General features: G+C 73.8%; 15 protein-coding genes. 9 read left to right on the top strand and 6 right to left on the bottom strand.

Translation table 11 applies throughout. From position 1 onward, the window contains the following. Window positions 1-2: 2 nt before the first annotated feature. From AC0680_RS08020 to AC0680_RS08005, 4 genes are all read right to left on the bottom strand, one after another. Window positions 3-845: an ABC transporter permease gene (locus AC0680_RS08020; protein ID WP_478625905.1), complete on the bottom strand. Its 843-nt coding sequence runs from the start codon at window positions 843-845 to the stop codon at window positions 3-5. Then, window positions 842-1,642, bottom strand: coding sequence for an ABC transporter permease (locus AC0680_RS08015; RefSeq protein ID WP_478625903.1), 801 nt, complete (start codon window positions 1,640-1,642; stop codon window positions 842-844). Before AC0680_RS08015 ends, AC0680_RS08020 begins: the two co-directional genes overlap by 4 nt. Before the next feature lie 103 nt (window positions 1,643-1,745). Continuing rightward, window positions 1,746-2,879: a polyamine ABC transporter substrate-binding protein gene (locus AC0680_RS08010; RefSeq protein ID WP_478625902.1), complete on the bottom strand. Its 1,134-nt coding sequence runs from the start codon at window positions 2,877-2,879 to the stop codon at window positions 1,746-1,748. Between the two features lie 146 nt (window positions 2,880-3,025). Then, the gene (locus AC0680_RS08005; protein WP_478625900.1) at window positions 3,026-4,177 is read right to left on the bottom strand and encodes an aromatic ring-hydroxylating oxygenase subunit alpha; all 1,152 of its coding nucleotides are present in this window, start codon (window positions 4,175-4,177) and stop codon (window positions 3,026-3,028) included. A 364-nt stretch (window positions 4,178-4,541) separates the two neighbouring features. On the opposite strand from AC0680_RS08005, the gene AC0680_RS08000 reads away from it, so the two are divergent. From AC0680_RS08000 to AC0680_RS07960, 9 genes are all read left to right on the top strand, one after another. Beyond that, window positions 4,542-4,952, top strand: coding sequence for a hypothetical protein (locus tag AC0680_RS08000; RefSeq protein ID WP_478625898.1), 411 nt, complete (start codon window positions 4,542-4,544; stop codon window positions 4,950-4,952). Continuing rightward, a complete protein-coding gene (locus AC0680_RS07995; protein WP_478625896.1) occupies window positions 4,949-6,238 on the top strand; it encodes an NADH-ubiquinone oxidoreductase-F iron-sulfur binding region domain-containing protein in 1,290 nt (429 codons plus the stop codon). The genes AC0680_RS08000 and AC0680_RS07995 overlap by 4 nt, the downstream gene beginning before the upstream one ends. Continuing rightward, window positions 6,235-6,426 (top strand): ferredoxin, encoded by a 192-nt coding sequence (locus AC0680_RS07990; protein WP_478625894.1) that lies wholly within the window; start codon window positions 6,235-6,237, stop codon window positions 6,424-6,426. Before AC0680_RS07995 ends, AC0680_RS07990 begins: the two co-directional genes overlap by 4 nt. A gap of 2 nt (window positions 6,427-6,428) precedes the next feature. Then, window positions 6,429-8,516 carry an acetate--CoA ligase family protein gene (locus AC0680_RS07985; protein WP_478625893.1) on the top strand — a complete coding sequence of 696 codons (2,088 nt, stop codon included), beginning with the start codon at window positions 6,429-6,431 and terminating at the stop codon, window positions 8,514-8,516. Window positions 8,517-8,556: 40 nt separating this feature from the next. Beyond that, entirely contained in the window at window positions 8,557-9,729 is a 1,173-nt protein-coding gene (locus tag AC0680_RS07980) for an acyl-CoA dehydrogenase family protein (protein WP_478625892.1), read from the top strand. A 55-nt stretch (window positions 9,730-9,784) separates the two neighbouring features. Continuing rightward, a complete protein-coding gene (locus tag AC0680_RS07975; RefSeq protein ID WP_478625891.1) occupies window positions 9,785-10,957 on the top strand; it encodes an acyl-CoA dehydrogenase family protein in 1,173 nt (390 codons plus the stop codon). A 260-nt stretch (window positions 10,958-11,217) separates the two neighbouring features. Continuing rightward, window positions 11,218-12,069, top strand: a complete 852-nt coding sequence (locus AC0680_RS07970) for a 3-hydroxybutyryl-CoA dehydrogenase (RefSeq protein WP_478626225.1) — start codon at window positions 11,218-11,220, stop codon at window positions 12,067-12,069. Between the two features lie 93 nt (window positions 12,070-12,162). Then, on the top strand, window positions 12,163-12,774 hold the full coding sequence (locus AC0680_RS07965) for a TetR/AcrR family transcriptional regulator (RefSeq protein ID WP_478625890.1): 612 nt from the start codon (window positions 12,163-12,165) through the stop codon (window positions 12,772-12,774). A gap of 147 nt (window positions 12,775-12,921) precedes the next feature. Beyond that, window positions 12,922-13,395 (top strand): carboxymuconolactone decarboxylase family protein, encoded by a 474-nt coding sequence (locus AC0680_RS07960; RefSeq protein ID WP_478625888.1) that lies wholly within the window; start codon window positions 12,922-12,924, stop codon window positions 13,393-13,395. 108 nt (window positions 13,396-13,503) lie between these two features. Here the strand turns inward: AC0680_RS07960 and AC0680_RS07955 are convergent, their stop codons facing one another. Further along, window positions 13,504-15,003, bottom strand: coding sequence for a hypothetical protein (locus AC0680_RS07955; protein WP_478625887.1), 1,500 nt, complete (start codon window positions 15,001-15,003; stop codon window positions 13,504-13,506). A gap of 114 nt (window positions 15,004-15,117) precedes the next feature. Next, a complete protein-coding gene (locus AC0680_RS07950) occupies window positions 15,118-18,675 on the bottom strand; it encodes a BTAD domain-containing putative transcriptional regulator (RefSeq protein ID WP_478625886.1) in 3,558 nt (1,185 codons plus the stop codon). Between the last annotated feature and the right edge of the window lie 314 nt (window positions 18,676-18,989).

Genomic DNA, 18,989 nt, shown 5'->3' with positions numbered 1-18,989 from the left:
GGTCACTTCCCGGAGAGCAGGTCGAGGCCGCCGCGGCGGCCGAACAGCCGCGGAATGGCCAGGGCGAGACCGATCAGGCCGATGGAGCCGGCCAGCATCAGGGTGCCGACCGCGTTGATGGTGGGCTGCACGCCGAAGCGGATGGCCGAGTAGATGCGTACGGACAGCGGCTGGGGGTCCACGCCGGTGGTGAAGTAGGCGAGCACGAAGTCGTCGAAGACCAGGGCGAAGATCAGCACCGCGGCGGCCAGGATGCTGGGGAGCAGGGCGGGCAGGGTGACCAGGCGCAGGGCCTGCAGGCGGGTGGCGCCCAGGTCCATCGCCGCCTCCTCGACCTCCGGGTTGAGGGCGGCGATCCGCGAGCGCAGGATCACCGTCACATAGGAGATGGAGAAGGTGACCTCGGCGAGCATCACGGTGCCGGAGGAGAGGGTGACGCCCACGCCCTTGAAGAGCAGCATCGCGGCGACGCCGGTGACGATCTCGGGGGTGACCAGCGGGACCAGCATGATCAGGCCGGCCAGCGAACCGAGCCGGGTACGGCTGCGCACCAGGCCGAGTGCCAGCGCCACTCCCAGCACCACCGAGCCCGCCATGGCCACCAGGGAGACCCGCAGGCTCATCCCGAGCGATTCGAGCAGCACGTCGTCGTGGAAGAAGGCCGTGTACCACCGCAGGCTGAAGCCCTTGAGGACGGTGAGGGACTTCTGGGCGTTGAAGGAGAACAGGACCACGACGCCGATGGGGAGGTAGAGCAGCAGGAAGAAGGCGGCGGTGACGGCCAGGGCCAGCCGGGGCCTGCGCTCGGTGCCGCGGCGGTTGCGCCGGGGGGTACGGGGCGTCATCGGGCGGCCTCCGCCTCGTCCTTGCGGGTGCGCCGCAGGTAGCCGAGCATCCCGAGGAACAGCACCGCCATCATCAGCATGGTCAGGGCGGATCCCAGCGGCCAGTTCTGGCCCTGGAAGAACTTGTCCTGGATCAGGTTGCCGATCATGATCTGGTCGGGGCCGCCCATCAGCTGCGCGCTGACGAAGTCGCCCATGGCGGGCAGGAAGACCAGCACCGTGCCGGCCGCCGCGCCCTGGCGGGTCGCCGGGAGCGTGACGAAGAGGAACGTCCGCAGGGGGCCTCCGTAGAGGTCCCGACCGGCCTCGATCAGCGACAGGTCCATCCGCTCCAGTGCCGCGTACAGCGGAATGATCATGAAGACGACGAACCCGTAGACCAGGCCGGCGATCACACCGAAGCCGCTCTGCAGGATCTTGGTGTGGGCGTCCGCCAGCCCGACGGCGCGCAGCGCCCTCAGCACCGGGCCGCCGTCGGAGAGCACCACCGACCAGCCGTACATCCGTACCAGGTAGTTGGCGAAGAACGGCACCACGATCGCGGCGATCAGCAGGTTCTTGAATCGTCCGCCGTGCAGCGCGATGACGTAGGCGACCGGGTACGCCACGACCAGGCACACCGCACAGGCGATCAGCGCGAACGCCAGTGAGCGCAGCAGCACGATGCGGTACGCCGGGTCGGCCAGCGCCTTGATGTTGTCGAGGTCGAGCCCGAAGCGGGGGTTGCCGAGCGGGTCGGTGGTCCCCAGGGCCAGGGTGGCCACCAGGATCAGGGAGGCGATGAGGAATCCGGTCATCCAGAGGGTGCCCGGGAGCATGAGCCAGGTCCACAGCCGAGTGCCGGACGCGGAGCGGCCGCGCTGCCCTCGGAGTGCCCCGGAGGGGGTGCGTTGTGCCATGTCAGCCGGCTTTCACGTGGGTCCAGGCGGAGTCGCGGGCCTGCTCGCCCTTCGACGGGGCGTTGCGGAAGAACAGGTCGCCCTTGAGGTCTTCGGGGGAGACCAGGCACTGCGGGAACGGCTTCACCAGGGAGGCGTAGACCTCCTCGCTGCCGTGCACCGGCATGGGGTAGCCGATGTACTCGACGTTCCTGCGGACGTTCGCGGGCCGCAGGAGGTAGTCGATGAAGAGCATCGCGGTGCCGGGGTGGCGGGCGTCGGTGGGGATGGCGTAGCAGTCCGAGTTGATCGGTGCGCCTTCCCGGGCCACCTCGAAGCCGAGGACGGAGGGGTCCTTGGCCTGCCCGAGCATCGCCGCCATGTCCCCGCTCCAGGCCTGGGTCATCGCCGCGTTGCCGTTGAGCAGGTTGTTGTAGCTGTCGCTGGAGAAGCCGCGCAGCCGGGGGCGCAGGCCCTGCAGGGTCCGGGTGATCCGGGCCAGGTCCCGCGGGTCGGACGTGCCGATGTCCAGGCCGAGTTTGAGCGCGGCCATCCCCAGCACCTCGTCGCGGTCGTCGAGCACGAAGACCTGGCCCTTGGCGCGGGGGTGCCACAGGTCGTCCCAGGAGCCGGCCAGATCGTCGCCGAGCCGGTCCTTCCGCCAGCCGATCCCGGTCTTGTACATGGTGAACGGGACGGTGTGCGCGGAGCGGCGGTCGTACCAGGGGTCGGCGAAATACGGGTAGTGGTCGAAGACGGCGGCGGCGTGGGTCAGCCGGGAGTGGTCGATCCGGCGCAGCCGGCCGCCCTGGACCAGGCGCTGCGCCCACTTCGCGCTGGGGAAGATGATGTCGTAGCGGTTGCCGGCGTTGAGCTTGGCGGCCATGCCTTCCATCGAGTCGAAGTTCGACTGGACGACCTTGACGCCGTACTCCTTCTCGAAGCCGTCGAAGACGGCCGGCGCGATGAAGTCCGCCCAGTTGAAGTAGACCAGGTCGCCGTCGACCTTGACGTCGATCGGCCGGTCCGGGTCGCCGAAGGCGTTGCGGCTCTCCGGCAGGAATCCGCAGCCGGCCGGGCCCAGGGTGAGGGCCGCGGCGGCGCCGGCTCGCAGGAACGCGCGCCGGGACGGGGGCGGGGGTGCCTCGGGGGACATCGGTGTCCTCTCCGTAGGGGAAGCGCTGCTTCAGGGCGCGGTCACGGAGGTACGGAGGCCCTGCCCTCCGTACGGGACCGGTCAGCCGTGGCGCGGGCGGCGCGCGTCGTGGGGGACGGCTCGTTCGGCTGCCTCACCGGTGCGGGTCAGCCCACCGCGTCACCGAGGTCGGCGCGCACCCGGTCGGCGAACCAGCCGACCGCGGCCTCGCGGCGGGACAGGGGGCCCGGCTCGAAGCCGGGTGTGCCCAGGCCCCGCTGTACCCGGGCCACCAGCTCGGCGTCCTCGTCATTGGTGATCCAGCCGATGTGGATGTTGAGCCGCCGGGCGAGCCGGGTGCGCGCACTGGTCCCGCGGCGCGTGTAGAAGGCGCCGGGGACGGCCACCCGGTCGACGGCCGTCGGCAGTGCGGTCCAGGCAAGCACATGGTCGGGGTAGAAGTCGATGAGTGTGTTGGGGTAGATCACCGCGTAGCGCCAGATCCGCCGGTCCGCCTCGGTCAGCCCCGGCATGGGGGAGGCCAGTCGCTGGTAGAGCCGCTCGGCCCAGTTGGAGGACGGTTTGTCGCGCAGCGGCGAGGCGAACAGGACGTAGGACTCGGCGATGTCGCAGGTGTAGCCCTGGTAGTCCAGCAGCCGCATCAGGCCGGGGTGGGCGACCGGGACGTGGTAGCCCTCCAGGTAGTTGTCGACGGCGACCTTCCAGTTGGCCTGCTGGACCTCGGCGCCGGCCAGGTCGTGGATCCGGCTGCGCCCCACCGGCACCAGGTCTTCGTCCGCGTAGTGGCCGACGGCCTTCGCCAGCCCGGCGCACTGCTCGGCCAGGGGCACGGCGTCCGGGTCCAGATTGGCGAAGACGAAGCCGAGGAAGGACTCGACCCGGACGGGGAACAGGCCGAGCGACGGCTTGTCCAGGCAGGGGATCTGCCGGGCCTCGGGCGCGCCGACCAGGCGCCCGTCCAGCTTGTACGTCCAGCCGTGGTACGGGCAGCGGATCGCCTTGCCGGACGGTTCGGGGGCGTCGACCAGGCGGGTGCCGCGGTGCCGGCACACGTTGAGGTGCCCGGCCAGCGAGCCGTCCTCGGTGCGCACGACCAGTACCTCGCGGTCGGCGACGGTGGCGGCGAGCCGCGCACCCGGTCCGGGGAGGTCGCTTTCGTGGCACACCAGCTGCCAGGACCGGGCGAAGATGTGCCGGCTCTCGGCGGCGCCGGTGGCCGGATCGGTGTAGTAGCGGGCGGGGAGCGCGGGGGAGGGGGAGTCGTGCCGCGGGGGTGCCGCGGTGGCTTCGGGGTGCATCGGGTAACTCCTCAATGCCGCACGGGCGAGGGGCCGCGGAGGCGGAAGGGCGCGGGGGAGGGGCCCGCTCCGGGATCCCGTGCTGACTAATTGGTCAGTCAGATTGCTGCCGGGTTTCATCTAAGTCAAGACTTGTTTCCTGACTAATTGATTAGTTAGTTTAGTGGAGCCGCCCGGTCCGGCGCTCCCGCCGTTACGGACCGGACCCGGAAACGAGCGGAACGCGCCGCGCCTCGATCCACCGGCCGCATCCCCGGCGGCACCTCTCCACCGCACCCCTTCTCACCCGGCACCGGCCAAGGGCGCCACCCCCGACGCCCTGCCCCGCGCCGTGCCGGCACCCCACCCCTCCCCGGAGGCACGCATGAGCGGTCGTCGGAACCTGGTCTGGCTCGGGCTCACCCCCGAACCGGAGCGGGAGCTGCCCGCCACCGTCGCGGCCCTGCGCGGTGCGCACCACGGTGCCGCGGACCCGCCCGCGGCGGCCGAGCGGGCCGAGCGCAGCCGCGTCGAGCACCTGGTGCTGCACGGCACCCAGCGCGGCTGGCTGCGCTACCTCAGCGAGGTGACCGGCCTGGTCACGGCGGTCGCCGAGGGCAGCCGCCCCGGCGACCGGCGGGCCGCCCTGCTCGCGGCCGAGGTCGTGCTCGACCACCACCGCATGCTGATCGGCCTGCCCGGCCCCGGATACGGCCGCACGGCCGCGGACCGCCAGGCCCTGGAAAGCGCGGTGCGCACCCTGCGCGCCGCCCCACCGGACGGAGACCGAGGATGACCGGGACCGACTTCCTGGCGCGCCCGGGACACCCCACCGTGCTCGGCGCCGCGCCCCGTACGACGGAGAACGCCGAGGCCTACCGGGCCGCCGGCGGCTACCGGGCGGCCACCGCACCGGACGACCTGCTGGAGCAGATCGCCGCCGCCGAACTGCGCGGCCGCGGCGGCGCCGGCTACCCCACCGCCCGGAAGCTGCGTGCGGTGCGGGCCGCAGGGACCCGCCCCGTCGTCGTCGCCAACGGCGAGGAGGGCGAGCCGGGCTCCGTCAAGGACCGCTGGCTGCTGCGCGCCCGGCCGCACCTGGTGCTGGACGGACTGGCCCGCGCCGCGGAGATCACCGGCGCCGAGCGCGGCTACGTCTACCTCGCCGACCCCGTGGCGGGCGAGCGGATCCGCGCCGCCCTCGCCGAACGCCCGCCGCACCTTCCCGTCGACGTCGTCGAGACCCCGCACACCTATGTCGCCGGGGAGGAGACCGCCGCGGTCCGCTGGATCAACGGCGGCCCCGCCCTGCCCACCGCCAAACCGCCCCGCCCCCACGAACAGGGGGTCGGCGGCGCCCCCACCCTCGTCGCCAACGTCGAGACGCTGGCGCGGATCGCACTGATCGACGCCCGGCCGCAGCACCGCCGCCACACCGCCCGCACCACCCTGGTCACGCTCGCCGGCGGCGCCGCCGAACCGGTGCTCGCCGAGGTGCCCTACGGACGCACCCTGCGGGACCTGGCGCGGGCCCAGGGCACCCCCGAGCCGGCCGGCGCCCTCATGGGCGGGCTCTTCGGCGGGCTGATCGGTCCCGGTCACCTCGATCTGCCCCTCGAACCCGACGCCCTCGCGGTCGCCGGCACCGCACTGGGCTGCGGGGCGATCAGGTTCCTGGCACCCGGCGAGTGCCCGGTCCCGCTCGCCGACGCGGCCCTGACCCACCTCGCCGCGCAGAGCGCGCGGCAGTGCGGGGTGTGCGTGGCCGGCACCGGCGCGATCCGTGAGGCCGTCGCCGCCCTGCGCGCCGGAACCGCCGACGCGTCACTCACCGGCCGGCTGCACAGGTGGTCCACCTCGCTGCCCGGCCGCGGAGCCTGCGCACTGCTCGACGCCGCGGCCGGCACCGCCGGCAGCCTGCTGCGCACCTTCCCGCACCTACTCCGCGCCCACCTCGACGCACCCTGCCCGGACTGCGCCGCCGCCACCGGCCGGCTCACCGTCGCCGTGCCCCACGTCGCCGGCCGCACCGCGCCCGCCACGGGACCGCACCCCGCCCCCGCCGAAAGGACCACGCCGTGAAACTCCTCCTCGACTCCACCCGCTGCCAGGGCTACGGCCTGTGCCAGGAGCCCGCGCCCGACCTCGTCGACCTCGACGAGTGGGGCTACGCCGCCGTCGTCGCCGACCCCGCCCCCGGCGACGGCGAGGACGCCGCCCGCGCCGCCGCCGCGGCCTGCCCCAACTCCGCACTCCGGCTGGCGAGGTGACCGTGGCACGTGACCTGTCGGCCCTGTTCGACCCCGAGTCCGTCGCGGTCGTCGGTGCCAGCGACGACCCGGCGAAGTACGGCCACGCGGTCGCCGCCCAGGCACTGCGGGCCCCCGACCGCCGCCCCGTCCACCTCGTCAACCGCCGTGGCGGCACGGTCCTGGGACGCCCCGCCGCGACCTCGCTGGCCGCCATCGGAGAGCCCGTCGACCTCGTCGTCGTCTCCGTGCCCGGCCCGGGCTTCGAGGCCGCCGTCGACGACGCGCTGGCCTGCGGCGCCCGCGCCATCGTCGGCATCACCGCCGGCTTCGCCGAGACCGGACCCGCGGGCCGCGCCCGCCAACAGGCCGTCGCCGAGCGGGTACGCGCCGCCGGCGCCGTCCTGGTCGGCCCCAACTGCCTCGGCATCGCCGACAACACCACCGAGCTGTACCTCGCCTCGGACCGGTTCGCGCCCGGCGGCATCGCCCTGCTGAGCCAGAGCGGCAACCTCGCGCTCGAACTCCAGCTCCGCTGTGCGCCCCACGGCCTGGGCTTCTCCCGCTTCGTCTCGCTGGGCAACCAGGCCGACGTCACACTCGTCGACCTGGTGGCCGACGCCGCCCGGCACGAGGCGACCCGCACCATCGCCGTCTACGCCGAGGACTTCGGCGACGGCCGGGCGTTCGCCGAGGCCGCCGCCGCGGCGGGCAAGCCCGTGGTCCTGCTCACCGCGGGCCGGGGCAGCGCCTCCGCCCGCAGCGCGCAGTCCCACACCGGTGCCCTGACCACCTCCGCCGACGTGGTGGCCGCCGCCTGCCGCGACGCCGGCGTCGAACTGGTCGCCACCCCCCGTGAGATGGCCGTGGTCCTGGCCGCCCTGAACGGCACCCGCCCCCGTGGCGGCCGCCGCGCCGCGGTCTGCACGGACGGCGGCGGCCACGGCGCGATCGCCGCCGACGCCGCCGAGGCCGCCGGACTGGCCGTACCCGAGTTCTCCGCGGGCGCGCAGCGGCGGCTCAGGGAGTCGCTGTGGGAGCAGTCCGCGGTGGGCAACCCGGTCGACCTGGCCGGGATGGGGGAGCAGGACCCGCACTCCTACGGCGACACCGTCGCCGCCCTGCTCGCCCTGGACGAGGTCGACTCGGTCCTGCTGACCGGGTACTTCGGCGGGTACTCGGCGGCGGTCGGCGGCCTGGGCGGCCCGGCCGCCGAGACCGGCACCGCGGGCGGCGGCAACGCGCTCGCCGCGGGCGAACTGGCGACCGCCCGGCGGATCGCGGCACACCGGGCGAAGACCGCCAAACCGCTGGTCGTCCAGTCGATGTTCCCGCAGTCGCCCAGCTGCCGGACCCTGGTCGAGGCGGGCGTCCCGGTCTTCGCCGCCACCGAGGACGCGACCCGGGCGCTGGCGGCCCTGACCGCCCCCGAAGGACGGCGGGCGCCCGGCGTACGTCCGCTGCCGCCGCCCGCCGAGCCGCTGCGGGACTTCGGCTACCACGGCATACGCGCCCTGCTCGGCGCCGCAGGCGTGCCGTTCCCCGAGGCCCGTGAGGTGACGGACGAGGCCGGGCTGCTGGCCGCCGCCGACGCCTTCCCCGGGCCGTACGTCCTCAAGGCCCTCCACCTGCTGCACAAGTCCGACGCCGGCGGCGTCGTCCTGGGCCTGCCGGACCGCGCCGCGCTGCTCGCCGCCCACCGGGAGATGCACGCCCGGCTCGGCGCGGCCTCCTACTCGGTGGAGGCGATGGCGGACCTCACCGACGGCGTCGAGCTGATCGTGGGCGTCGACCGCGACCCCCGCTTCGGCCCGGTCGCCATGGTCGGCCTGGGCGGGGTGCTCACCGAGGCGCTGCACGACGTCGCCTTCGCCCTGGCACCCGTCCCCGCCGCCCGCGCCGAGCGGCTGCTGACCGGACTGCGGACGTCCGCGCTGCTGACGGGGGTCCGCGGCCGGCCCGCGGTCGACGTCGCCGCCGCGGCGGCCGTCGTCGAGCGCCTCACCGCGTTCGCCGCGGCCCACCCCGAGATCGCCGAGATCGAGGTCAATCCGCTGCTGGTGCGCCCCGGCGGCGCCCTCGCACTCGACGCCCGCGCCGTACCGGCCTGACGCCCCGTCATCCCACCGCCCACCGCTTCCGGAGGAGACCATGGACTTCCGCTACACCCCCCGACAGGCCGAGCTCAAGGCACGCGCCGCCGCCTACGCCGAGCGGTTGTACGCCTACGAGGACCAGGCCGAGGAGGCCGGCGGACCGCTGCCGGCCGAGACCGTCCGCGAGCTGGCCCAAGCTGCGATCGACGCCGGCCTCTACGCCCTCAACATGCCCGAGAAGTGGGGCGGGCCGGGCCTCTCCCTGCTCGACCAGGTCATCGTCGAGGAGGAGTTCGGCAAGGTCACCAACTGCCTGTGGGACATCCCCTGGCGGCCGGCCAACGTCCTGGCGTACGGCACCGAGGCCCAACGGGAGAAGTACCTGCTGCCCGTCATCCGGGGGGAGCGCTTCGACGCCTTCGCGGTGACCGAACCCGGCGCCGGGTCCGACCCCGCGTCCGGCACCAGCACCGCCACCCGCACCGACGGCGGCTGGCTGCTCAACGGCGAGAAGTGGTTCGTGACCTGCGGCGACATCGCCGACTTCCTGCTGGTGCAGGCGGACGCGGGCCCGGAGCGGGCGGCCACCCTCTTCTTCGTCGACAAGCAGGCACCGGGTGTGGCGATGACCCGCGTGCCGCGGTTCATGCACTCCGCCGTCAACGGGCACCCGGAGTTCACCTTCACCGATGTCTTCGTCCCCGACGAGGACGTCCTCGGCGGCGTCGGCAACGGGTACGAGCTGACCAAGGAGTGGTTCACCGACGAACGCCTGATGATCGCGGCGCGGACGACCGGCGCCGCGGAGCGGGCGCTGCGACTGGCGCGGGACTGGGCGGTGCAGCGGCGGCAGTTCGGGTCGCCGATCGCGGACTTCCAGCTGGTGCAGGGGATGCTGGCGGACTGCGCGGTGGACATCGCGGTCAACCGCGCCTACACCCATCAGGTCGCCTGGGAGGCCGACCAGCCGGGCACCGACCGCAAGGCGCTGCACGCCAAGGCCTCGACGGCGAAGCTCGCGGCGAGCGAGGCGGCGGGCCGGGTGATCGACCGCTGTGTGCAGATCTTCGGCGGGCGCGGCTACGACCGCTCCTACCCCGTCGAGCGGCTCTACCGGGAGCTGCGGGTGGACCGGATCTGGGAGGGCACCTCGGAGATCCAGCGCCTGATCATCGCCAACGAGCTGATCAAACGCGGCACCCGCGCCCTCGCCCTCCCGCTGCCCTGAACCCTTCCCGCCACCGCACCCCGGCCCACCACGACCACGAACTCCGAGGACTGACATGGACTTCCGTCTCACCCCGCGCCAGGCGGACCTCAAGCGCACCGCGCGCGAGCTCACCGAGACCCTCACCGCGTACGAATCCGACTGCGAGGAGAACAACGGCCTGCCGGCCGAGGCGCACGCCGCCATCCGCGAGGCCGTTCTCGCCAGCGGTCTGCAGGCCGTCAACATGCCCCAAGAGTGGGGCGGCGCCGGCCTGACCATCCTGGAACAGGCCATCGTGCAGGAGGAGTTGGGCCGGCTCACCGGCGCGCTGTGGGACACCGTGTGGCGTCCGGCCAACGCCCTGCGGTTCTGCACCCCCGAGCAGCGGGAGCGCTACCTCGAACCGGTCGTCCGCGGCGAGCGCCGGGACTGCTACGCGGTGACCGAACCCGGCGCCGGCTCCGATCCGCAGAACCTGGCGACCACCGCCACCCGCACCGACGGCGGCTGGCTGCTCAACGGCGAGAAGTGGTTCGTCACCGTCGGCGACCACGCCGATTTCATGATCGTCCTGGCCGCGGCCGGCCCGGACCGCGAACCGACGCTGTTCCTCGTCGACAAGGACACCCCCGGCATCGAGATGACCCGGGTGCCGCGCTTCATGCACACCTTCGTCTACGAGCACCCGGAGTTCACCTTCACCGACGTGCGGGTCCCCGAGGACGCCGTGCTCGGGGGAGTGGGCCGGGGGTACGACATCACCCGGTCCTGGTTCACCGAGGAGCGGCTGATGATCGCGGCGCGGACGACCGGCGCCGCGGAGCGGGCGCTGCGACTGGCGCGGGACTGGGCGGTGGAGCGGCGGCAGTTCGGCTCGCCGATCGCGGACTTCCAGCTGGTGCAGGGGATGCTGGCGGACTGCGCGGTGGACATCGCGGTCAACCGCGCCTACACCCACCAGGTCGCCTGGGAGGTGGACGAGGGCACCGCCGACCGCAAGACGCTGCACGCCAAGGCGGCCATCGCCAAGCTCGCGGCGAGCGAGGCGGCGGGCCGGGTGATCGACCGCTGTGTGCAGATCTTCGGCGGGCGCGGCTACGACCGCTCCTACCCCGTCGAGCGGCTCTACCGGGAGCTGCGGGTGGACCGGATCTGGGAGGGCACCTCGGAGATCCAGCGCCTGATCATCGCCGGCGAACTGGTCAAGCGGGGCACGGGCGTGCTGCGGATGCCCGCCGCCTCCTGACACCCGGCCGGTGTGCCCCGGCCGGTGCGCCGGGGCACACCGGAGGCGGTCCAGGTGGCCGCCCGTTCACGGGCGACGGGCTCGCCCCGGATTCGCTGACGCACAGCCGATTGACCAGGAGGGGAGGACCGTTGTCCGACACCGAGACCAAGAATGACACCGACACCGACACCGACACCGAGACGGAGACGGAGACGGAGACGGAGAAGGAGAAGGAGACCGGGACCGACACCGGGACCCGGACCGGGCCCGACACCGACATCGCACGCGTCGGGGTCGTGGGCTGCGGCCTGATGGGCTCCGGAATCGCCGAGGTCTGCGCCAGGGCGGGCCGCGAGGTGCTCGTCGTCGAGTCGAGCCCCGGCGCGGCGGACGCCGGGCTGGACCGGATCGCCGCTTCCCTCGCCCGCGCCGTGGCCGCCGGGAAGCTCTCCGGCCGCGACCGGGACGCCGCACTCGCCGGGATCACCGTCACGGCGGACCCGGCCGCCCTGGCCGACCGCGACCTGGTCGTCGAGGCGGTCGCCGAGGACGAGGCCGCGAAGCTGGCGGTCTTCGCGCGGCTGGACGCGATCGTCCGGCGGCCGGACGCGATCCTGGCCACCAACACCTCGTCGCTGCCGGTCGCCCGGCTCGCCGCCGCCACCGCGCGCCCCCATCAGGTCGTCGGCCTGCACTTCTTCAACCCCGTACCGGTGCTGCCGCTGGTCGAGCTGGTGCCCTCCCTGCTGACGGGAGCGGACACCACCCGCCGGACCCGGGCCTTCGCCGCCGGGGTGCTGGGCAAGGAGGTGGTGGACGCCGCGGACCGCGCCGGCTTCATCGTCAACGCCCTGCTCGTGCCCTATCTGCTCGACGCGGTCCGCATGGTCGAGTCCGGCGCGGCCTCGGCGGCCGACATCGACCGGGGCATGCGCCTGGGGTGCGCCCATCCGCTCGGGCCGCTCGCCCTGGTGGACCTGATCGGCCTGGACACCGCGCGGTCCATCGCCGAGTCGCTGTACGAGGAGTTCCGGGAGGCGCGCTACGCACCCCCGCCGCTGCTGGCCCGGATGGTCGACGCCGGGCTGCTCGGCCGTAAGTCGGGCCGGGGATTCCACCGCTACCGATAGGGCGCCGTACGGACGAGCGGATGCGCGAAGATGGAACGGGACGGGCCCCGCCGCGCCGGTCCCGCACACGAAGACGACCCGGGGAGCATGCACGTGGCCAAGGCCGAACGGACCGCCGAGACGAGGGAGCGGATCCTCGCCGCCGCGTGCGAAGTGATCGCCGAGGTCGGCTTCGAGAAGATCCGTATGCGCATGGTCGCGGAGCACGCCGGGGTGTCCACGGCCCTGCTGCACTACCACTTCGAAAACCGGGAGCGGCTGTTCGCCGAGGCGATGACCCACTCCTTCGGGCAGACCGGCACCGAACTCGAACGGGACGCCGACACCGTCCCCGCCTCCGTGATACTGGCCCGCATTCTGCACAACATGCTGCCCACGGACCCGGAGCTGCGGCAGGACTGGCGGCTGTGGCAGGAGCTGTGGGTGCGGGCCCTGCGCGACGAGACCGCGCAGAAGCTCGCCGTCGACCTCTACGACCAGCTGCACACCTGGTTGAGTCAGGCGATCCGCCGGGGGATCGACGCGGGCGAGTTCACCGACTGCGATGTCGACGAGGTCAGCACGCTGCTGCTGGCGCTCAGCGACGGCTTCGGCATCCGGCTGATGCTGGACGATCCCAGGATCGACCTCGCCGCCGCCCAGGCGGCCGTCTGGCGGGCCGTCGCGGGGACGCTCGGCGTGCCCGACACCTTCCCCGAGATCTGATCCCGCGCTCATCGCGCTGAGCAGGTCCGCGGCTTCCGAGCGTGACGACGAGCTGGAGGAGACGCTCGTCACACTCGTGCGTGTCACATCGTGCCGGGCCGTTCCGTCATAGGGGTGTAGCCAACGACAACGGCCAAGGAGCACACCATGGAAGCCCGTTTGAACCTCTTCGCCAGCCCGGCCGCGGCCAAGCTGATCAAGCACTTCGGCGCGGCGGGCAAGGTGCTCTCGGACTCGGCACTGCCGGCCGCGACGCAGGAACTGGTGAAGATCCGCGCGAGCCAGATCAACGGCTGCGGATTCTGCCTCGACATGCACACCAAGGAAGCCGCCGCCGCCGGCGAGACCTCGACGCGCCTCAACCTGGTCGCGGCGTGGCGGGAGGCCACGGTCTTCACCGAGGCCGAGCGCGCGGCGCTGGAGCTGGCGGAGCAGGGCACCCGCCTCGCCGACGCGGCCGGCGGGGTGACGGACGAGGCCTGGGCGAACGCCGCCAAGCACTACGACGAGGAGCAGCTCATCGCCCTGGTGTCCCTGATCGGCCTCATCAACGCCTACAACCGGATGAACGTCATCGTCCAGCAGCCCGCCGGCGACTACCAGCCCGGCCAGTTCGGATAACCGGGAGCGTCCGGACAGCGACAGGCGCCTGGCCCGAAAGGCCGCCGCCGGCGGACGCCCCGCGCCACCGGCGGCCCCGCCCTCCGGGCCGCCGTGCGCGGCCGGGCGCTACTCGTCCTCGTCGAGGACGCCGTCCAGTTCCTCCAGTGCCTCCCGGGTCCGCCCGGCGAGGTGGTGCGGGCACAGCCAGACATCGGGGGTGAGGCCGTCGTCGGGTGCGGGCGACTCGTCCGGTGCATGGAGGTGGTCGAGGAGGGACGGCAGCCGGTCGCCGGTGTCGGGGTGGGTCCCGCCGTGCGGGCACTCGGCGTCGGCAGGCGAAGTGTCCACGGCGCGCAGGGCGTCGCGCAGTTCCGTGCCCGCGTTGTAGGGGACGTCGTAGGGGTCTTCCGCGTACCACAGCATCACCAGCAGCAGTACGGCCCGTTCCCGCGGATCGGCACTCTCGTCGCGCAGATAGCGGCGGGCCGCCCACACCGCGAGGTCGTCCACGTCGACGGAGGGGTCATCGTCGTCCAGCAAGCGGGCCAGCCGGTCGAGGGCGAGGCGTCCGTCCGCACCCAGGCACTCCTCGTCGAGGTGGTCGGTGTCCCTGGGGGCGAACAACTCCTCATGCCCCTCGCGCAGTTCGTCGAGCGCCGCGTCGGCGAGGGAGTGCAGGAAGGCGGGGCACAGCCAGCCCCGGAGGTCGCCCCGGCGGTCGCCGGCCCCGGCCAGCTCCGCGCGTCCTCCGGGGCTGCGCAGGTAGAAGCCGAACCGCGCCGCACCCGCGGGGTCGGAGTGCGGCGCGGGGTGCTCGGCGGGGGTATGGGCGCAGGTGCTGCCCGCGAGCTGGGCGAGCACCTTCTCCAGGCCCTCGATCATGTCGTCGAGGGCTTCGGGGGCGGTGATGCGACCCGAGACCGCATACCACTGACTGGCGTACACGGCCGCGACATAGCCGGCCTGGACGCCCTTGGACGGGTGGTCGGGCAGCGAGAGGGCCAGGCGGGACAGGTCCAGCGCGGGGTCGCCGTAGGGGTGGTCGCAGAGGGTGGAGGAGAGCCACCTGAGGGCGTCGGCATGCCGGCGCGGGATGACGGGCGGGATGCCCGCCGTGTCCGTGATGCCCGTCGTACTGAAGGGAGCCAGGACATCGGCGGTGATCCGTGCGCAGGCCGCGACGTTCGTCGGGCACCACCAGGCGTCGTGCTCGGCGTCGGGGCCGGCGCCGGCCGTCTCTTCCCGTCCGGGGGGCGCGAAGTCGCCGAGTTCCGGGACCAGGACGCCGACCCCGTCGTCGTCGATGCGGTCGAGCGCGGTACGGAAGGGGTGCGCCTCATGCGCGCAGTCGCGCCCGCCGAGCGCGCGGTCGGCGGCGAGCAGCGCCTCCACGACGCGGCCCGCCACCCCTTCCCCGGGCTGCCACGCCACGTAGGACGCCATCGACACCAGCCCGAACGTCCACAGCGGCGCCCGTTCCCCACCGGGGTCGGCGGCCAGCCGGCCCGCGCAGTCCACGACGAGCGGGTCCGCGTCGGCGCGCTGGGACCGGGGGCCTACGCCGCCCCAGGCCGCGATCAGTTCGTCGAGCGGGAGCGAGCGGTGGGCTCCGGAGTTGTCGATCATGCTCGTGACGACGACCGGGCGGCCGCGCCAGTTCCCGCGCGGGCGGCGGAGCCTGGGACCTCCGGCGCGCCCGACCGGCCGACCGCGGGGGCCTGCCGGTGCGGGCGTCGTCGTTCACCCCGCTGCGACCGCCTCCGCCGCCCCGCGGCCCAGGAGGTCGTGGAGGAGGCGGGTGGCGGGGAGTTCCGGGTGGAGGTAGACGTGTTCGCCGCGGCGGCCGATGGCTGCGAGGAGGGCGTGGAAGGTGGTCTTCGCGTCCTCCGTTCGTCCGGCCCGGTGCTGGGCCTGGCCGAGGAGGCCCAGGTGGAGGGGGCGGCGCAAGTGGGTTCTGGAGTTGCGGAGTTCGGCGAGGGCGGAGTGCATCAGGGCGAGGCCGTCCTCCCGTCCGGAGCAGGTCAGGCCCCAGCCCTCCAGCATGCCGAGCATCGCCTTCCAGTAGATCAGCCCGTGCTCGTCCGCCACCCGGACTCCCTCGGCGCCGGAGGAGCGGGCCGTCTCGGCGTCGCCTTCCCAGGCCGCCACGACCGCGTCCACGTAGAGGGCGAAGGAGCGGTCGGAGGGCCGGCTGTCGTCCTCGGTGAGGCGCAGCAGCTCGCGGCGGCGGGCCGTGGCGATCTCGCGGTCGCCCATGAGCCAGTGGGTGAAGGTGTTGTAGGAGCGGCAGGAGACGCGTGGGTCGTGCTGGAAGGTGCGGGCCAGCGAGTGGCCCTCGCGGGCGTAGCCGTCCGCCATGGCGACGCCGTGCTCCAGCTCGGCGAGCGCCTGCCGCAGCTGGCCGCGGACGTGCAGGACGATGCCCTCGCCGTAGGCCGCGCCGAGCACCGCCACGGGCTGGCCGTCCCGGTCGGCGAGCTCCCGGAGCAGGCCGGAGTACCGGCGTGAGGTGTCGTAGCGGCCGGTGACGAGGTCCGCCGCGCACAGGGCCCAGAGCACCGAAGGGTCTTCGGGGGAGTGGGTGACCGAGTTGAGGGCCCGTCCGCGGGCGAGGGCCGTCTCGGCCTCGGCGTGGCCGTAGCCCCGGGTGGTGGCCAGCACCTGGCCGAGCTGGATGTGCAGCCGCTGGTCCAGGGACGCGGCCGAGGGATCGTCGGGCGGCAGCAGGCCGACCAGGTGCACCGCGCGGCGCAGCCAGGTCTCCACCTGTTCGTAGGCGAGTTGCTGCTCGGCCTGCTCGGCGGCGCGCAGCAGCAGGGGAAGCGTTTCGGCAGGCGGCATGGCGCTCTTGGCGTGCCAGGCGTGGTGGGCGACCCGCTCGATCTCCTCGTCCGCCACCCTTCCGAGCCTGCGGGTGGATATCCCCCCGGCGACCCTCGCGTGCAGCCGCTGCCGGTCCTCGCGGGTGAGCTCGTCGATGAGCGTCTCCTGGACCAGGGCGTGGGTGAAGTGCAGCCGTTCCGGGTGGTGGGGGTCCTCGCCGAGCAGCCCGGCGCGGATCGCCGACTCCAGGGCCTCGGTGACCGGTTCGTTCTCGGTGGCGGTCAGGTCCAGCAGATCGGTGTCGATCTCGGTGCCGATGACGGCGCACAGCCGCAGCACGCACAGCACCGTCTCGGGCAGGGCGGCGAACCGCTGGTGCAGTGCCTCGCGGACGCCCGTGGGGACGCGGGTCAGCAGCACGTCCACCGCGTCGGGCCGGCGCAGGCTACGCGCGTCACCCAGGAGGGAGAGGAGCTGCATGACGAAGTACGGGTTGCCCTCGCTGCGCCGGTGCAGCACCTCGACGACCTCCGCGTCGACACCGGGGCCGGCCTGGGCGACGACGAGGGCGGCGACGGCGTGCCGGGACAGGCCGCCGAGCCGCAGGGTCTCGGTCCTGGGGCCGCGCAGCACCTCGGAGAGCATCCGGCGCAGCGTCGCGTCGGACTCGACCTCGTACTCGCGGGCGGTCAGGACGATGCCGATGGGGTGGCCCTGGCTGCGGCTGCTCAGCAGTCTGAGCAGGTCCAGCGAGGCGGTGTCGGCCCAGTGGAGGTCCTCCAGGAGCAGGACGAGCGGGCGCTGGGCGGCGAGGGCGAGCAGGACCTCGCAGACCGCGTCGTGGGTGAGGAACCGGGCCTGGCCCCAGTCGGATTCGGGGGCCGGTCCACCGGGCCCGGACGCGCGCTCGGGCATCAGCGGGGCGAGCAGGGCACCGAACGGCTTCGCCGCCTCGCGGAAGGCCTCCGGGCGGGTCGTGGACAGCCGCCTGAGGATCTGGGTCCACAGCCAGTAGGGCGGTACGCCCTCGTCCAGGAAGCAGTGGCTCCAGACCACCTCCAGGTCCGCACCGTCCCGGTCGGTGCCGGACTGGGCGGCGCCGGCCGCTTCCAGGCGGGGGACGAGTTCGAGCAGGAGCCGGGTCTTGCCGACGCCGGCGGGGCCGAGGACGCCCGCGACATGTCCGTGGCCGGCGACCGCGCACGCCGCCGCGGTGGTCAGGCGCTCTAACTCCTCGCTGCGGCCGGTGAACGGCGACGGGGTGCGCGACCCGTCGGGCACGGTCCCCGCGGCCCGCCGGCCCGCGCCGATCTCCGGGGCCCGCGCGTCCGGTGCGCTCGCGGGGGAGTCCTCGGCGGCCGGCGGTGAGGCCGCGGCGGTCGTCGCCGGCCGGTGCGGGTGTGCGGACCCGGTGGTGGCGGGCGTCGCCGAGCCCTCGGTGGCGGAGCTGTCGCCGGCCCCTTGCCGCGCCGCGGTCCCGGCGTCGTTCTGGAGGCCTTCCTCGCGCGCGGCCGCTGTTGCCGTGAAGGGCCCGCCCGGGGCCGCTGCCGTACCGGCGCCGCTACCGGACGTCTCGTTCTCGGCCGGTCGTTGCGGCTCCCGCACCGCGCGGACGGGTGGGTGCGCCTCGGCCCCGCGCGCGGCTTCGCCGCCGTCCGCCTTCGTGGCCGTGGCCGCCGCGGCCACTGGCACGGTCCCGGCGGGATCGGGGCGACCGGGGCGTGGTGACGCGGTGGGCCCGCCCGTCCCCGGCTCCTGGCGCAGGATCGCGGTCCTGACCCGGCGGAGTTCGGCGGCCGTGCCCACCCCGAACTCCTCGTTCAGATGGGCGCGGGTGCGTTCGTACACCTCGAGCGCCTCGGCCTGCCGACCGAGCCGGGACAGCGCCGTCATCAGGTGGCCGACCAGGCGTTCTCGCGCCGGATGGCGACGTGCCTCGCGGTCGAGGCCCGCGGCGACCTCCTGGGCCTCCCCGAGGGCGAGCCGGGCCTCCGCGCAGGACTCCACGGCGGTGAGCCGGACGTGTTCGAGCCGCGAACTCTCGTCGCTGAGCGGGGGATGGCCGTCGAACTCGGCGAAGGGCGAGCCCCGCCACAGCGACAGGGCTGCCGCGAACCGGTCCCGCGCGGCGAGCGGGTCGCGCTGTTCCAGCAGCCGCCGCCCTTCGGCGACCAGGCGCTCGAAGCGGCAGCCGTCGATGTGTTCGGAGCCGAGTTCCAGGACGTAGCCGGGTGCGCGGTGGCGCAGCACCGAGGGGCGGTCGGGCCCGGCGGCCGGCTGCAGTGCGCGGCGCAGGTGGGATACGTGGCTCTGGAGCGTGGCGACGGCCTGCCGCGGCGGCTCCTCGCCCCACAGCTCTTCGATGAGCAGCTCGGTGGGCACCACGCGCCCCAGGCGTATCAGGAGCAGGGCGAGCAGGGCTCTGCGGCGTGGCGGGCCGAGGGGAAGGTCGTGGCCGTCGTGGCGTGCCGACATGGGGCCCAGAACACTCAGCAGGAAGGGGGGCTCGTGCGACCCGACCTCGGAGGCCGGGGTGGTCGGGGCCGGGTTCGGTATGGGGGATGAAGGCATGTCGGTCCCAATCGTTCTCGCACGCGCGATCGTGCTGACAGGCGGGTGGCGCCGTGCGGCCGGTGCCCTCCCAAAAGGGAGCCTTGCATAGCGAACGGGGTGTTCCAAGATCATCTTGGCGGCCTGTAAGCAATTGGCAAGGTCTCTGCAGGAGTCCGGCAAGGATGGCGGAAAACCGCTACAGCGGACGGCAGGAATACGCCAGCGTCCTGACCAGG

It is taken from the genome of Streptomyces sp. NPDC043738 (assembly GCF_056436545.1).
This window is presented reverse-complemented; position numbering and strand designations above follow the sequence as displayed.